At 73.4% G+C, this 14,140-nt stretch carries 12 protein-coding genes; 11 read left to right on the top strand and 1 reads right to left on the bottom strand.

What is annotated here, in order from left to right:
• Window positions 1–7: 7 nt before the first annotated feature.
• The 3 genes from ACZ7L0_RS02645 to ACZ7L0_RS02635 all read left to right on the top strand — a co-directional run bounded on the left by ACZ7L0_RS02645 (window position 8) and on the right by ACZ7L0_RS02635 (window position 2,150).
• Window positions 8–826, top strand: a complete 819-nt coding sequence (locus ACZ7L0_RS02645) for an AIM24 family protein (protein WP_471240553.1) — start codon at window positions 8–10, stop codon at window positions 824–826.
• Window positions 827–900: 74 nt separating this feature from the next.
• Complete coding sequence (locus ACZ7L0_RS02640) at window positions 901–1,527, top strand: dihydrofolate reductase family protein (protein ID WP_471240552.1); 627 nt, start codon at window positions 901–903, stop codon at window positions 1,525–1,527.
• Between the two features lie 227 nt (window positions 1,528–1,754).
• On the top strand, window positions 1,755–2,150 hold the full coding sequence (locus ACZ7L0_RS02635; RefSeq protein WP_471240551.1) for a guanyl-specific ribonuclease: 396 nt from the start codon (window positions 1,755–1,757) through the stop codon (window positions 2,148–2,150).
• A gap of 120 nt (window positions 2,151–2,270) precedes the next feature.
• Here ACZ7L0_RS02635 and ACZ7L0_RS02630 read toward each other — a convergent pair whose 3' ends face one another.
• A complete protein-coding gene (locus tag ACZ7L0_RS02630) occupies window positions 2,271–3,293 on the bottom strand; it encodes a Gfo/Idh/MocA family protein (RefSeq protein WP_471240550.1) in 1,023 nt (340 codons plus the stop codon).
• A 129-nt stretch (window positions 3,294–3,422) separates the two neighbouring features.
• Between ACZ7L0_RS02630 and ACZ7L0_RS02625 the strand changes: the two genes are divergently transcribed.
• From ACZ7L0_RS02625 to ACZ7L0_RS02590, 8 genes are all read left to right on the top strand, one after another.
• Window positions 3,423–4,160 (top strand): GntR family transcriptional regulator, encoded by a 738-nt coding sequence (locus ACZ7L0_RS02625; RefSeq protein WP_471240969.1) that lies wholly within the window; start codon window positions 3,423–3,425, stop codon window positions 4,158–4,160.
• A gap of 193 nt (window positions 4,161–4,353) precedes the next feature.
• Complete coding sequence (locus tag ACZ7L0_RS02620; protein WP_471240549.1) at window positions 4,354–5,358, top strand: sugar ABC transporter substrate-binding protein; 1,005 nt, start codon at window positions 4,354–4,356, stop codon at window positions 5,356–5,358.
• The gene (locus tag ACZ7L0_RS02615) at window positions 5,355–6,395 is read left to right on the top strand and encodes an ABC transporter permease (RefSeq protein ID WP_471240548.1); all 1,041 of its coding nucleotides are present in this window, start codon (window positions 5,355–5,357) and stop codon (window positions 6,393–6,395) included. Before ACZ7L0_RS02620 ends, ACZ7L0_RS02615 begins: the two co-directional genes overlap by 4 nt.
• Window positions 6,392–7,162 carry an ATP-binding cassette domain-containing protein gene (locus ACZ7L0_RS02610; protein WP_471240547.1) on the top strand — a complete coding sequence of 257 codons (771 nt, stop codon included), beginning with the start codon at window positions 6,392–6,394 and terminating at the stop codon, window positions 7,160–7,162. The genes ACZ7L0_RS02615 and ACZ7L0_RS02610 overlap by 4 nt, the downstream gene beginning before the upstream one ends.
• A 75-nt stretch (window positions 7,163–7,237) precedes the next feature.
• On the top strand, window positions 7,238–8,383 hold the full coding sequence (locus ACZ7L0_RS02605; protein ID WP_471240546.1) for an ROK family glucokinase: 1,146 nt from the start codon (window positions 7,238–7,240) through the stop codon (window positions 8,381–8,383).
• Window positions 8,380–8,961 (top strand): sugar kinase, encoded by a 582-nt coding sequence (locus ACZ7L0_RS02600; protein ID WP_471240545.1) that lies wholly within the window; start codon window positions 8,380–8,382, stop codon window positions 8,959–8,961. Before ACZ7L0_RS02605 ends, ACZ7L0_RS02600 begins: the two co-directional genes overlap by 4 nt.
• A gap of 118 nt (window positions 8,962–9,079) precedes the next feature.
• Window positions 9,080–11,944 carry a DEAD/DEAH box helicase gene (locus ACZ7L0_RS02595; protein WP_471240544.1) on the top strand — a complete coding sequence of 955 codons (2,865 nt, stop codon included), beginning with the start codon at window positions 9,080–9,082 and terminating at the stop codon, window positions 11,942–11,944.
• The gene (locus ACZ7L0_RS02590; RefSeq protein WP_471240543.1) at window positions 11,941–14,103 is read left to right on the top strand and encodes an SWIM zinc finger family protein; all 2,163 of its coding nucleotides are present in this window, start codon (window positions 11,941–11,943) and stop codon (window positions 14,101–14,103) included. The genes ACZ7L0_RS02595 and ACZ7L0_RS02590 overlap by 4 nt, the downstream gene beginning before the upstream one ends.
• Window positions 14,104–14,140 lie beyond the last annotated feature (37 nt).

Raw genomic sequence — 14,140 nt, 5'->3', positions numbered from 1 at the left:
CCCCCTCGTGACCCTTCAGCAAGACATCGTCGGCAACGCCATGCAGATGGCGGTCGTCAACCTCAGCCCCGGCCAGACCGTGTACTGCGAGGCCGGGAAGTTCCTGTTCAAGACGACGAACGTGACCATGGAGACACGGCTGTCCGGCCCGTCGGACAACGGTGGCGGGCAGCCGGGCGGCGGCTCGGGCGGCGGCATGGGCGGCATGCTCCGCCAGGCCATGGGCACCGCCATGCAGGTCGGCCAGCGCGTGCTGGCCGGCGAGTCGCTGGCGTTCCAGTACTTCACCGCCCAGGGCGGCGAGGGCACCGTCGGCTTCGCGGGCGTGCTGCCCGGCGAGATGCGCGCCCTGGAGCTGGACGGCACGCGCGCGTGGTTCGCCGAGAAGGACGCCTTCGTCGCCGCCGAGTCCACCGTCGACTTCGGTATCGCCTTCCAGGGCGGCCGCACCGGCATGAGCGGCGGCGAGGGCTTCGTCCTGGAGAAGTTCACCGGGTACGGCACGGTGATCATCGCCGGCGCGGGCAACTTCATCGACCTCGACCCGGCCGACTTCGGGGGCCGGATCGAGGTCGACACCGGCTGCGTGGTCGCCTTCGAGGAGGGCATCCGGTACGGCGTCCAGCGCGTCGGCGGCCTCAACCGCCAAGGGCTCATGAACGCCGTCTTCGGCGGTGAGGGCCTCTCCCTGGCCACCCTGGAGGGCAGCGGCCGGGTCATCCTGCAGTCCCTCACCATCGAGGGCCTCGCGGGTGCTCTGAAGAAGGCGCAGGGCGGCGACAAGCAGGGGCCGACGGGCGGCCTCTTCTCGACCCACGCCGGGTGAGGCGATGAATTGCGGGGGCCCGCGGGGTCTGAGGTGATGACAACAGCCCCCGCACCGGAAAGCAGGTACCCGCCATGGGCAGGCTCGTCTCGACCGTCTTCGTCACCCTCGACGGCGTCTACCAGGCACCCGGCGGCCCCCAGGAGGACCCCAGCGGCGGCTTCAGCCAGGGCGGCTGGAGCTTTCCGTACGGCGACGACGACTTCGGCCGGTTCATGGGCGAGGTGTTCGACGGCGTCGGCGCGTTCCTCCTCGGCCGCCGTACGTACGACATCTTCGCCTCGTTCTGGCCGAAGGTGACCGACCCCGCCGACCCGGTCGCCGGCAAGCTGAACGCGCTGCCGAAGTACGTCGCCTCGTCGACCCTCACCGACCCCGACTGGGCCGGCACCACCGTGATCGGCGGCGACCTCGCCAAGGAGGTCCCCGAACTGAAGGAACGCACCGACGGCGAGCTGCAGGTGCACGGCAGCGGCGCCCTCCTCCGCTCCCTGTTCGCGCTCGACCTCGTCGACCGGCTCCACCTGCTGACCTTCCCGGTGGTGCTCGGCGCCGGCCGCCGCCTGTTCACCGAGGGCGCCGTGCCGACCGCCTTCAAGCACACCGGCGGCCGTGTCACCGCCGCCGGCGTCTCCATCCAGTCGTACGACCTGGCCGGACGGCCGGCCTACGGCTCGTACGAGCTCCCCGAAAACGCCTAGGGCCTGTCCGGCGGCTCATGCCGCAGACGCGGGGCTCACCAGCGCCGATGAGGCGCCGCCCGTTTCCTGCGACCTGATCCGCCGGACAGGCCCTAGCCCGAGATCACGCGGAACCGCGTGGGGAAGGCGGGCCGCAGGTTAACTTCCCGAAAACTCATCGGACTTGACGGGAAATTCCTCGAACTTGTCATTGACATGCCATCGTCTACGCGCGTCATCATGAGGGCATGAGATTCCCCCCACGCGCCACCCGCGTCGGCGCCGCCGCCGCCCTCCTGTCCGCCCTCCTCGTGGGCGGCACCGTCTCCGCCACCACGGCGGACGCCGCCGCCACGTCCGTCGGCAGCATCTGCTACGGCGACCTGCCGTCGCAGGCGTACGACACCCTGGACCTCATCGACCAGGGCGGTCCGTTCCCGTACTCGCAGGACGGGGTCGTGTTCCAGAACCGGGAACGCGTCCTGCCCTCGCAGTCGACCGGCTACTACCACGAGTACACGGTGAAGACCCCCGGCTCCTCCACGCGCGGTGCGCGGCGCATCGTCACCGGTGAGGAGTACCAGGAGGACTACTACACCGCGGACCACTACGCCACGTTCGACCTGATCGACTTCGGCTGCTGAGCACCGCACCCCCCAGAACCGCCCTACGCACAACCCTCGCCCCGCGGTCCCCCCATCCCCCCACGACGGGCCGCGGGGCGAGGCGTGTCCGCCGGACTTCCGCGCGCCTGCGGAGGCCGCTCAGCCGAGCGCCGACGCCGCCCCGCCCGGGATCTCGGCCAGGCGCACCGGCCGGTGCTCCCGGCGGGACAGTTCGCAGGCCTCGGCGACGCGCAGGGCCTGGAGGGCCTCGCGGCCGTCGCACGGGTTGGTCCGCTGGCCGTGGAGGACGTCGACGAAGGCGCACAGTTCGGCCTCGTAGGCGGGCCCGAAGCGCTCCAGGAAGCCGGTCCACGGCTTGTCCGCGGCCGGGGGCCCGGTCGGCTCGGTGGACGCGATGGGCGTACGGTCGTCCAGGCCCACCACGATCTGGTCCAGCTCCCCGGCGAGCTCCATGCGGACGTCGTACCCCGCGCCGTTCAGCCGTGTCGCCGTCGCCGTCGCCAGCGTGCCGTCGTCCAGGGTGAGCAGGGCCGCGCCCGTGTCGACGTCCCCGGCCTCGCGGAACATCGCGGGTCCGGCGTCCGACCCGGTCGCGTACACGTCGACGATCTCCCGCCCCGTCACCCAGCGCAGCGCGTCGAAGTCGTGGATCAGCGTGTCCCGGTACAGCCCCCCGGACAGCGGCAGCCACGCGGCCGGTGGCGGGGACTGGTCGGAGGTCAGCGCCCGCACGGTGTGCAGCCGCCCGAGCCGCCCCGAACGGACCGCCTCGCGGGCGCCGGCGTAACCCGTGTCGAAGCGCCGCTGGAAACCCATCTGCAGGACGGTGCCGGCCGCCTCCACCTCGGCCAGCGCCTGCAGCGTGCCCGGCAGGTCCAGGGCGATCGGCTTCTCGCAGAAGACCGGCAGGCCCGAGCGCGCCGCCCGACCGATCAGTTCGGCGTGGGCGGAGGTCGCCGTCGTGATGACCACGGCGTCCACGCCCCACCGGAAGATCTCGTCCACCCCCGGCGCCGCCGTCTCCCCGAGCCGGTACGCGAGCTCCTGGGCCCGCGCGGGCTCCGCGTCCGTGAGGATCAGGGAGCCGACCTCGCGGTGACGGCTGAGCGTGTTCGCGTGAATCGTGCCGATGCGGCCCGTACCGATGACGCCGATGCGCATGGAAACAAAGTGAGGGCCGACCCCGTACGCTGTCAATGCGTATGTCCGGACAACCGGACTACACAACTTCCCGTCAACCGGCCACGGAGCTACGCTCGGCCCGTGCCGAAACCAGATGTGGACCCGACCGTGTCGCTCGACCTCAGCGTGGACCGGAGCTCGCCGGTGCCCTTGTACTTCCAGCTGTCCCAGCAGCTGGAGGCCGCGATCGAGCACGGCGCGCTCACCCCCGGCAGCCTGCTGGGCAACGAGATCGAGCTCGCCGCACGGCTCGGCCTGTCCCGGCCCACCGTCCGCCAGGCCATCCAGTCCCTCGTCGACAAGGGCCTCCTCGTCCGCCGCCGCGGCGTCGGCACGCAGGTGGTGCACAGCCAGGTCAAGCGCCCGCTGGAGCTCAGCAGCCTCTACGACGACCTGGAGGCGGCCGGCCAGCGCCCCGCGACCAGGGTCCTGGTCAACACCGTCGTCCCGGCGTCCGCCGAGGTCGCGGCGGCGCTCGGCGTCGCCGAGGACAGCGACGTGCACCGCGTCGAGCGGCTGCGGCTGGCGCACGGGGAGCCGATGGCGTACCTGATCAACCATCTGCCGCCCGGCCTGATCGACCTGGACACCGCGCAGCTGGAGGCGACCGGCCTGTACCGCCTGATGCGCTCCGCCGGGATCACCCTGCACAGCGCCCGGCAGTCCATCGGCGCCCGGGGCGCCACGGCCGCCGAGGCCGAGCGCCTGGCCGAGCCGGAGGGCGCCCCGCTGCTCACCATGCAGCGCACCACCTTCGACGACACCGGCCGCGCGGTCGAGTTCGGCGACCACACCTACCGGCCCACGCGCTACTCCTTCGAGTTCCAGCTCCTCGTGCGGCCTTGACGCCGGGCGGCCGGTCACGGCCCCTTGTCCGGACAATGTGACCGACGAGTCCTCCCCGCCCCGAGGCGTGTGTTCCCCGTGTTCCACAATGGGGCGTTTGGGGCTGCCGAGATGATCATCAGCAGCCCCTTGCGCACGTCGGAACACAGCCAGTGGACACAGCTGGCGAGCACAGCAAGAAGGGCACGGCCTCGTGGCACGGTTTCGGACCTGGGTAGGCATCGCGGTGGCGGGGGCGCTGGGCGCGTCCCTCGCCGGGTGCAGCAGCACCGGCGGCAAACGGGCCGAGGACGCCCGCAGGGCCGCGGCCGCCGAGGGCAGGGCGGCGGTGAACACGCCCCGCTGGACCTTCGCGATGATCACGCACTCGGGAGACGGCGACACCTTCTGGGACATCGTGCAGAGCGGCGCCGAGCAGGCCGCGGTCAAGGACAACATCGACTTCCTGTACTCGCACGACGACGAGGCCCAGCAGCAGGCGCAGCTCGTGGACGCGGCGGTCGACAAGAAGGTCGACGGCATCATCGTCACCCTCGCCAAGCCCGACGCCCTGAAGGCGGCCGTGGCCCGCGCCGTGAAGGCCGGCATCCCGGTGATCACGGTGAACTCCGGCTCCGGGGAGTCCAAGGCCTTCGGCGCGCTCGCGCACATCGGCCAGGACGAGACCGTCGCCGGTGAGGCGGTCGGCGACGAACTGACCGGGCGCGGGAGAAAGAAGGCCCTGTGCGTCCTGCACGAGCAGGGCAACGTCGGCCACGAGCAGCGCTGCGCCGGCGTGGCGAAGACCTTCGACGGCAAGGTGGACAACCTCTACGTCAACGGCACCAGCATGCCCGACGTGCAGTCCGCGATCGAGGCCAGACTCCAGGCCGACAAGGCGATCGACACGGTCGTCACGCTCGGCGCCCCCTACGCCGACACCGCCGTACAGGCGAAGGCCGGCGCGGGGAGCGAGGCCGAGGTCGACACCTTCGACCTCAACGCCAAGGTCGCCGCCGAACTGAAGGACGGCACCCTCGGCTTCGCCGTCGACCAGCAGCCCTACCTCCAGGGCTACCAGGCCGTGGACCTGCTGTGGCTCTACAAGTACAACGGCGACGTCCTGGGCGGCGGCAAGCCGGTGCTCACCGGCCCGCAGATCGTCACCAGGAGCCAGGCGTCCGCGCTGGAGGAGTACACCGAGCGGGGCACCCGATGAGCGCCACCATGGAACGGGCCGCTGACGAAAGGATTCTGCAGAGTTCCCGGCTGCGGAAGCTCCTCTCCCGTCCCGAACTCGGCTCGGTCGTCGGCGCGATCGCCGTCTTCCTCTTCTTCGCCCTCGCCGCCGACGGCTTCCTGCACGCCGCCGGACTCAGCACCGTCCTGTACGCGTCCTCGGTGATCGGCATCATGGCGGTGCCGGTCGCGCTGCTGATGATCGGCGGCGAGTTCGACCTGTCCGCGGGCGTCCTGGTGACCTCCTCGGCGCTGGTCTCCTCGATGTTCAGCTACCAACTGACGGCCGTCACCTGGGTCGGGGTGGGGGTGTCCCTGCTGGTCACCCTGGCGATCGGCGCCTTCAACGGCTTCGTGCTCACCCGCACCGGGCTGCCCAGCTTCATCGTCACCCTCGGCACCTTCCTGATGCTGACCGGTATGAACCTCGGCCTCACCAAGCTGATCGACGGCACGGTGTCGACGAAGACCATCGCGGACATGGAGGGCTTCCCGAGCGCCCGCGCCGTCTTCGCCTCGACCCTCACCGTCGGCGGCGTCGACTTCAAGGTCACCATCCTGTGGTGGTTCGCGCTGGTCGCGGTGGCCTCCTGGATCCTGCTGCGCACCCGTGCCGGCAACTGGATCTTCGCGGTCGGAGGCAACAAGGACGCGGCCCGCGCGGTCGGCGTCCCGGTCGACAGGACCCGGATCGGCCTCTACATGGGCGTCGCCCTCGGCGCATGGATCTGCGGTCAGCACCTGCTGTTCAGTTATGACGTCGTCCAGTCCGGCGAGGGCGTCGGCAACGAGTTGACCTACATCATCGCGGCCGTGATCGGCGGCTGCCTGATCACCGGCGGCCACGGCAGCGCGGTCGGCTCGGCGGTCGGCGCCCTCCTGTTCGGCATGACGAGCAAGGGCATCGTCTTCGCCGAGTGGAACCCCGACTGGTTCAAGTTCTTCCTGGGAGCGATGCTGCTCCTCGCGACCCTGCTCAACGCCTGGGTCCGCAAGCGCGCGGAGGTCACCAAGTGACGCTCGTCGAGCTGACCGACGTCAGCAAGCACTACGGCAACGTCCGCGCCCTCGAAGGAGTCTCCCTGGCGGTCCACGCGGGCGAGATCACCTGCGTCCTCGGCGACAACGGCGCCGGCAAGTCAACCTTGATCAAGATCGTCGCCGGACTGCACCGGCACGACGGGGGCGTACTGCGCGTCGAGGGCGAGGAGACGACCCTGTCCTCCCCGCGCGAGGCCCTGGACCGCGGCATCGCCACCGTCTACCAGGACCTGGCCGTCGTCCCCCTGATGCCGGTCTGGCGCAACTTCTTCCTGGGCTCGGAACCCCGGAAGGGCGTGGGCCCCTTCAGACGCTTGGACATCGATCTCATGCGCCGTACGACCCGTGCCGAACTGCTCCGCATGGGCATCGACCTGCGTGACGTGGACCAGCCCATCGGCACCCTGTCCGGCGGCGAACGCCAGTGCGTGGCCATCGCCCGGGCGGTGTACTTCGGCGCGAAGGTCCTCGTCCTGGACGAGCCGACGGCGGCGCTCGGGGTGAAGCAGTCCGGAGTGGTGCTGAAGTATGTGGCGGCGGCACGGGACGAGGGGCTGGGTGTTGTGTTGATCACCCACAACCCGCATCACGCGTACCTCGTGGGGAACCGGTTCGTCCTCCTGAGGCGGGGGACCATGGTGGGCAGTCATCTGCGGGACGAGATCACATTGGACGAGCTGACCCGGCAGATGGCGGGCGGAAGCGATCTGGACGATCTACGCCACGAACTGCGGGGGGCCTGAGGGGCGCGGGCCGCGCCCTGCGCCATCGCTCCCCCGTACGGCATCGCGACGCCGCGTGAGGCAGAATCGGGCGCGATGAGCACCTACCGCGACCTCACCGCCCCCATAGGCTCCCGCCGAGCCACCGTCCTGCGCACGGCCGGCACCCGGGAGCGCCGCTCGCTCCTGACCGCACCCCGGGTGCCGACGGTCGGCATCGACATCGGCGGCACCAAGGTCATGGCGGGCGTCGTGGACGCCGACGGCAACATCCTGGAGAAGGTCCGCACGGAGACCCCGGACAAGTCCAAGAGCCCGAAGGTCGTCGAGGACACCATCGCCGAACTGGTCCTGGACCTGTCCGACCGGCACGACGTGCACGCGGTCGGCATCGGCGCGGCCGGCTGGGTCGACGCCGACCGCAACCGCGTGCTGTTCGCGCCGCACCTGTCCTGGCGCAACGAACCGCTCAGGGACCGCCTCTCCGGCCGCCTGTCCGTGCCCGTCCTGGTGGACAACGACGCCAACACCGCAGCCTGGGCCGAGTGGCGCTTCGGTGCCGGCCGCGGCGAGGACCACCTCGTCATGATCACGCTGGGCACCGGCATCGGCGGCGCGATCCTGGAGGACGGCCAGGTCAAGCGCGGCAAGTACGGCGTCGCGGGGGAGTTCGGCCATATGCAGGTCGTGCCCGGCGGCCACCGCTGCCCGTGCGGCAACCGCGGCTGCTGGGAGCAGTACAGCTCCGGCAACGCCCTGGTCCGCGAGGCGCGTGAGCTGGCCGCCGCCGACTCCCCGGTGGCGTACGGGATCATCGAGCACGTCAAGGGCAACATCGGCGACATCACCGGCCCGATGATCACCGAGCTGGCCCGCGAGGGCGACGCGATGTGCATCGAGCTGCTCCAGGACATCGGCCAGTGGCTCGGCGTCGGCATCGCCAACCTGGCCGCCGCCCTCGACCCCTCCTGCTTCGTCATCGGCGGCGGCGTGTCGGCCGCCGACGACCTGCTGATCGGCCCGGCCCGGGACGCCTTCAAGCGCCACCTCACCGGCCGCGGCTACCGCCCCGAGGCCCGCATCACCCGCGCCCAGCTCGGCCCGGAGGCGGGCATGGTCGGCGCCGCCGACCTGGCCCGCCTGGTCGCCCGTCGCTTCCGGCGCGCCAAGCGGCGCCGGGTGGAGCGCTACGAGCGCTACGAGCGGTACGCCGAGTCCCGCCGCGCCCAGGACACCGCGTGACCGCGTCGCTGCCCCGCCAGGCCGCGCCCCCGGACGAGCCGCACCGCCCGCCCGAGGACCCGCGGCACAAGGCCCGCCGCCGCGCGCTGACCCTGCTGATCATCGTGCTGCTCATCGGCGTCCCGGCCGGATACCTGGTGATCTCCGCCAACCAGAGCCGCGACAGCGGCAAGGACAAGGAGCAGAAGTACTCGGCGACCGGCCTCAGCGCGGGCTGGCCGTCGAAGGTGCAGCGCCGTCTGTACGAGGTGCCCGTCCCGCACCCGGCCGACCAGATCGCCTACTACGAGACGAACAACTGGAAGACCAGCCGCCTCTACGTGCAGTTCCGGACCAACACCGCCGGCCTGGACAGCTTCCTGGAGGGCATGGAGGTGAGCCGGGACGACCTGGAGAAGGGCGAGATCAGCATCGGCGCCCGTGACCGGAAGATCACCGGCTGGACGTTCACGGGACCCGGCCCGTGGTGGGGCCTCACCCACAAGCAGAAGAACCCGGCGCCCACTCAGGATGTGGTCGTGAACCTCGCCGACCCCGCCTTCCCGATGGTGTACGTCGTCTCCCGCACCGTTCCCTGACCCCCTGGCCCCTGCTCCGGCCGGTCGCCGGAGCCGGTTGTCAGACCCCGCCCGTAGAGTCGAAGACATCTGATGGCCAAGACGTCGGATGACGCACGGGCGGGAGGCGGCAGGACGTATGAGCGGCACGGCTGCGGTGGCCGGGCGCACGGGAGGATCCCCCGGGACCGGGGCGGCCGTCCCGCTGCGACTCGCGGCCGTCTACCTGCCCGCACCCCTCCCGCGCGACGGCCGGATCGCCTTCTGGGACCCGGGCGACGGGCAGCCCTCGCCCGCCGGCGCCGAGGACCCGGCGCTCGTGCGACAGGACGAGCTGACGGTCGTGCGACGGCACGGCGCCGGAGTGCGCCGCAGGCAGGTGCCCGCCCTGTCCCTCCCGCTCGACCGGGCCCTGCCGCTGCTGGTGCGGGCCCGCCACGACCCGGCCGCCCACCCGGCCACGGCCTGCTGGGGCGCCGCCGCCCTGCACGCGCTGCGGCTCGCCGCCCGCGGGCGCCTGCTGCCCGGCCTGACCCCCGACGGGCACGACGCCTGGCGCGCCGGACCGCTGGACCCCGACGACATCGCCCACCTGCGCGCGGTGGCCGCCGCCCTGCCCGCCGAGGGCCACGCCGTGCCGCTGCCCGGACCGGGACCGCTGCGGTTGCCCGAGCCGGAGGCGCTGGTGCGCTCCTTCCTGGACGCGGTCGCGGACACCCTGCCCCGCACCCCGGCCGCGCCCCACACCTCCGGCAGGCCGTTCGCCGCCCGCGAGCCCCAGCCGCTGCCCGACGCCCACGACTGGGCCGCCGAGGTCGCCGCCGGCATGGACGCGGGCGTGCGGATCTCCCTGCGCCTGGACCTGTCGGCCTACGACCTGTTCGACGCCGACGGCACCGCGGGGGCGCGCGGCGCGGGTGCGGCCGTCGTCCAGGTGCACAGCCTCGCCGACCCCACCCTGGTGGCCGACGCGGCGTCCCTGTGGGCGGGGGAGGCCGACACCGCGTTCGGGCCACGCGCGCGCGTGGACGCGGCGCTCGCGGTGCGCCGCGCGGCCCGCGTCTGGCCGCCGCTGGACCGGCTCGCCGAGCGGGAGGTGCCCGACGTACTCGCCCTGACCGAGGATGAGCTGGGCGACCTGCTCGGTGTGGCGGCGACCCGGCTCGCGGCTGCCGGGGTGGCCGTGCACTGGCCCAGGGACCTGGCGCAGGACCTTAGCGCCACCGCCGTGGTACGGCCCGCGCCGGGCTCGGCGACCGACGGCACCGGCTTCTTCGAGAGCGAGGAACTGCTCCGGTTCCGCTGGCAGCTGGCGCTCGGCGGCGACCCGCTCACCGAGGCCGAGATGGACACCCTCGCGGAGGCCCACCGCCCCGTCGTCCGGCTCCGGGACCGCTGGGTGCTCGTCGACCCGGCCCTCGTCCGCAAGGCACGGCGGCGCGAACTGGGCCTGCTCGACCCGGTCGACGCGCTGTCCGTCGCGCTCACCGGCAGTGCCGAGGTCGACGGCGAGACCATAGAGGCGGTGCCTACCGGCGCGCTGGCCGCCCTGCGCGACCGCCTCACGGCCGGAATCCGGCCCGCCGAGCCGCCCGCCGGTCTGCACGCCACCCTCCGCGACTACCAGCTGCGGGGCCTGGCCTGGCTCGACCTGATGACCTCCCTGGGCCTGGGCGGCTGCCTCGCCGACGACATGGGCCTGGGCAAGACGATCACCGTGATCGCCCTCCATCTGAAGCGGGCCCGCACCGAACCGACCCTGGTGGTCTGCCCGGCGTCCCTCCTCGGCAACTGGCAGCGCGAGATCGCCCGGTTCGCGCCGGGCGTCCCCGTCCGCCGCTTCCACGGCCCCGACCGCACCCTGTCCGGCCTCGACACGGGCTTCGTCCTCACCACGTACGGCACCATGCGCTCGACGGCACCGCGCCTGGCCGAGCAGCCGTGGGGCATGGTGGTCGCGGACGAGGCCCAGCACGTCAAGAACCCGTACTCGGCGACCGCCAAGGCCCTGCGCACGATCCCCTCGCCCGCGCGCGTGGCGCTGACCGGCACCCCCGTGGAGAACAACCTCTCCGAGCTGTGGGCCCTGCTCGACTGGACCACCCCCGGACTCCTGGGCCCCCTGAAGTCCTTCCGGGCCCGGCACGCGCGCGCGGTGGAGACCGGCGAGGACGAGGAGGCCGTGGCCCGTCTCGCCCGCCTGGTCCGCCCGTTCCTGCTGCGCCGCAAGAAGTCCGACCCCGGCATCGTCCCCGAGCTGCCGCCGAAGACCGAGACGGACCACCCGGTGCCGCTCACCCGTGAACAGGCCGCGCTGTACGAGGCGGTGGTGCGCGAGTCGATGCTGGCGATCGAGACCGCGGAGGGCATCGCGCGCCGGGGCCTGGTGCTGAAGCTGCTGGGCGCCCTCAAGCAGATCTGCGACCACCCCGCGCTGTACCTGAAGGAGGAGACGCGGGACGACCGGCTCGCCGCCCGCTCGGGCAAACTCGCCCTGCTGGACGAGCTGCTGGACACCCTGCTCGCCGAGGACGGCTCGGCGCTGGTCTTCACCCAGTACGTCGGCATGGCCCGCCTCATCACCGCCCACCTCGCCGCCCGCGCGGTCCCGGTCGACCTCCTGCACGGCGGCACACCGGTCCCCGAGCGCGAGCGGATGGTGGACCGCTTCCAGAGCGGTGAGACACCGGTCCTCGTCCTCTCCCTCAAGGCCGCCGGGACCGGCCTGAACCTCACCCGCGCGGGCCACGTCGTCCACTTCGACCGCTGGTGGAACCCCGCCGTCGAGGAGCAGGCCACCGACCGCGCCTACCGCATCGGCCAGACCCAGCCCGTCCAGGTCCACCGCCTGGTCACCGAGGGCACCGTCGAGGACCGCATCGCCGAGATGCTCGCCGCCAAGCGCGCCCTGGCCGACGCGATCCTCGGCTCCGGCGAGTCCGCCCTCACCGAACTGACCGACCGCGAACTGTCCGACCTGGTGTCCCTGAGGAGGCCGTCGTGACGGGCACGGAGGAACGTCCGGGGGACGCGGCCCGCCGGGCACTGCGGGAGGCGCGGCAGCGGGGGAGCACTCCGCGGCCGGGCGAGGACCGGCCTGCGCTCCGGGTGCCCGGCGGCACGGTCGCGGACGAGCCCCGGCCGCCCGGGGCGGAGGCCGTGCCGACCGGGCGCGAGCCTGAGCAGGCGGAGCGGACCGGGAGCGCCGCCGAGGAGGAGAGGCCGACACCCGAGGACGCGGCACGGGAAGAAGAAGGGCAGGACTTCGCAGGCGCGGCCGGGTGCGCCGCCCCGAGGCCCGGCGACGCCGCCCGGGCGGCGCTTCGGTCGGCCGTCGCCGCCCGGCGTGGCGCGGGGGCGGCTGACGCGGACGGCGCCGGATCGGCGGAGCGCGTCGCCACGGCCGATCGCGCGCGGGACACCGCACAGGAGGCCGGGGAGCGCCCCGCCACGGCCGCGGCCCCTGAGAGCCCTGGTCCCGGGAAGACCGGCGGACGCCCCGGCGACATCGCCAGGGAGGCCCTGCGTGCCGCTCGCCGCGCGGCCCGGGACACGGAGCCGGAGCCCGCGCACCCCGTGTCCTCGGGTGGGCCGGCGACGGCCTCGGAGCCTCCCGCCCAGGCCCGCGGCGCAGACCCCCAGCGGGTCGACCGGAGCAGGGTGGCCCGTGAGATGCGGGAGTTCCTCGCGGGTGCCTTCCGGATGCCGTCGATGCCGGACGAACCGGGTGCGACCGCCGAGCCGGGCGGGACGGCCGAGCCGGGCGAGACGGTCGAACCGGCCGAGCCGGGCGAGACGACCGAAGCCGAAGACCCCACCCCCTCCCCGGAAGCCCCGGCCCCCTTCACCACGTCCGCCCCGGACACCCCGGCGTCACCGCTCCCACCCGTCCCCCACACCATGGCCACCCCCCACCGCGACCACGACCTCCGCCGTACCTTCCCCGCCTTCCCGCCCCGTTCGTCGAAGGAGGCCCGGTTCGCCGAGACCTGGTGGGGCGACGCCTGGGTCGACGCGCTGGAGCAGGGCGCGCTGGACGCCAAACGGCTGGCGCGGGGGCGCGGTTACGCGGAGCAGGGGCACGTGGACGCGATCACCGTGACGCCGGGACTGGTGCTGGCGTACGTGCGCGGCAGCCGCCCGCGGCCCTACCGCGTGCAGGTGCGGCTGCGCACGCTGGAGGAGGCCGACTGGGAGCGGTTCCTCGACGTGGCCGCCGACCGTCCGGGCCACATCGCCGCGCTCCTCGACAAGGAGCTGCCCCACTCCCTCGCCGACTGCGGAGTGCCCCTGCTGCCGGGCCCCGGCGACCTGGCCCCCCGCTGCAGCTGCCCCGACTCCGGCCATCCCTGCAAGCACGCGGCGGCGCTCTGCTACCAGACGGCCCGCCTGCTCGACGCCGACCCCTTCGTGCTGCTCCTGCTGCGCGGCCGGGGCGAGCGCGACCTGCTCGACGCGCTGTCCCGCCGCAACGCCGCCCGCGCGGCCCGCGCCGCTCGGGAACGGCGGCAGGAATCCCTCCCCGGCGTCCGTGCCACCGACGTCCTCGCCCCCCGCGCGCTCCCGCCCCTCCCCGCGCCGTTGCCCGCACCCCCGCACCCGCAACAGCCACCGGTGTACCCGGCGGCGCCGGGCGGCCCCGACCCCTTCGCACTGGACCAGCTGGCGACCGACGCCGCCGCCCGCGCCCACGCCCTGCTGACCACCGGCCGCGACCCGGTCGGCGACCTGACCCTCTGGCAGGACGCGGTGCGCCAGGCCGCGGCCCGCCCCGGCTCCGGACTGACCGCCGCCACCCGCGCGCTCTACTCCTCGCTGGCCTCCGCCGCGGGCCGCACCCCGGCCGAGCTGGCCCGCGCGGTCGCCGCCTGGCGGCAGGGCGGCCTCGCGGGGCTCACCGTCCTGGAAGAGCCCTGGGACCCGCCCGCGGGCCGCTTCGACCGGGCCCGCCCGCTCCTGCTCGCCGCCGACCTCCCGGCCTTCCGCCCCTGGCGCAACCGCCTCACCCACCCCCTGGGACAGGTCCAACTCCGGCTCGGCCGCGACGGGTTGTGGTACGCGTACGAGTCGGAGCCGGGCCGCGACGACTGGTGGCCCCGCGGCACCCCCGACCTGGACCCCGTGGGCGCGCTGACGGGTCTTGGCACCCCGGACGGCATATGAGCGCCGGCGACCTCGCCGCACCCCTGACGGCGCCACC

Source organism: Streptomyces sp. NPDC039424 (genome assembly GCF_055639495.1).
Note: the sequence above shows the minus strand (reverse complement) of the source record. Positions and strands in the feature narration are given on the sequence as shown.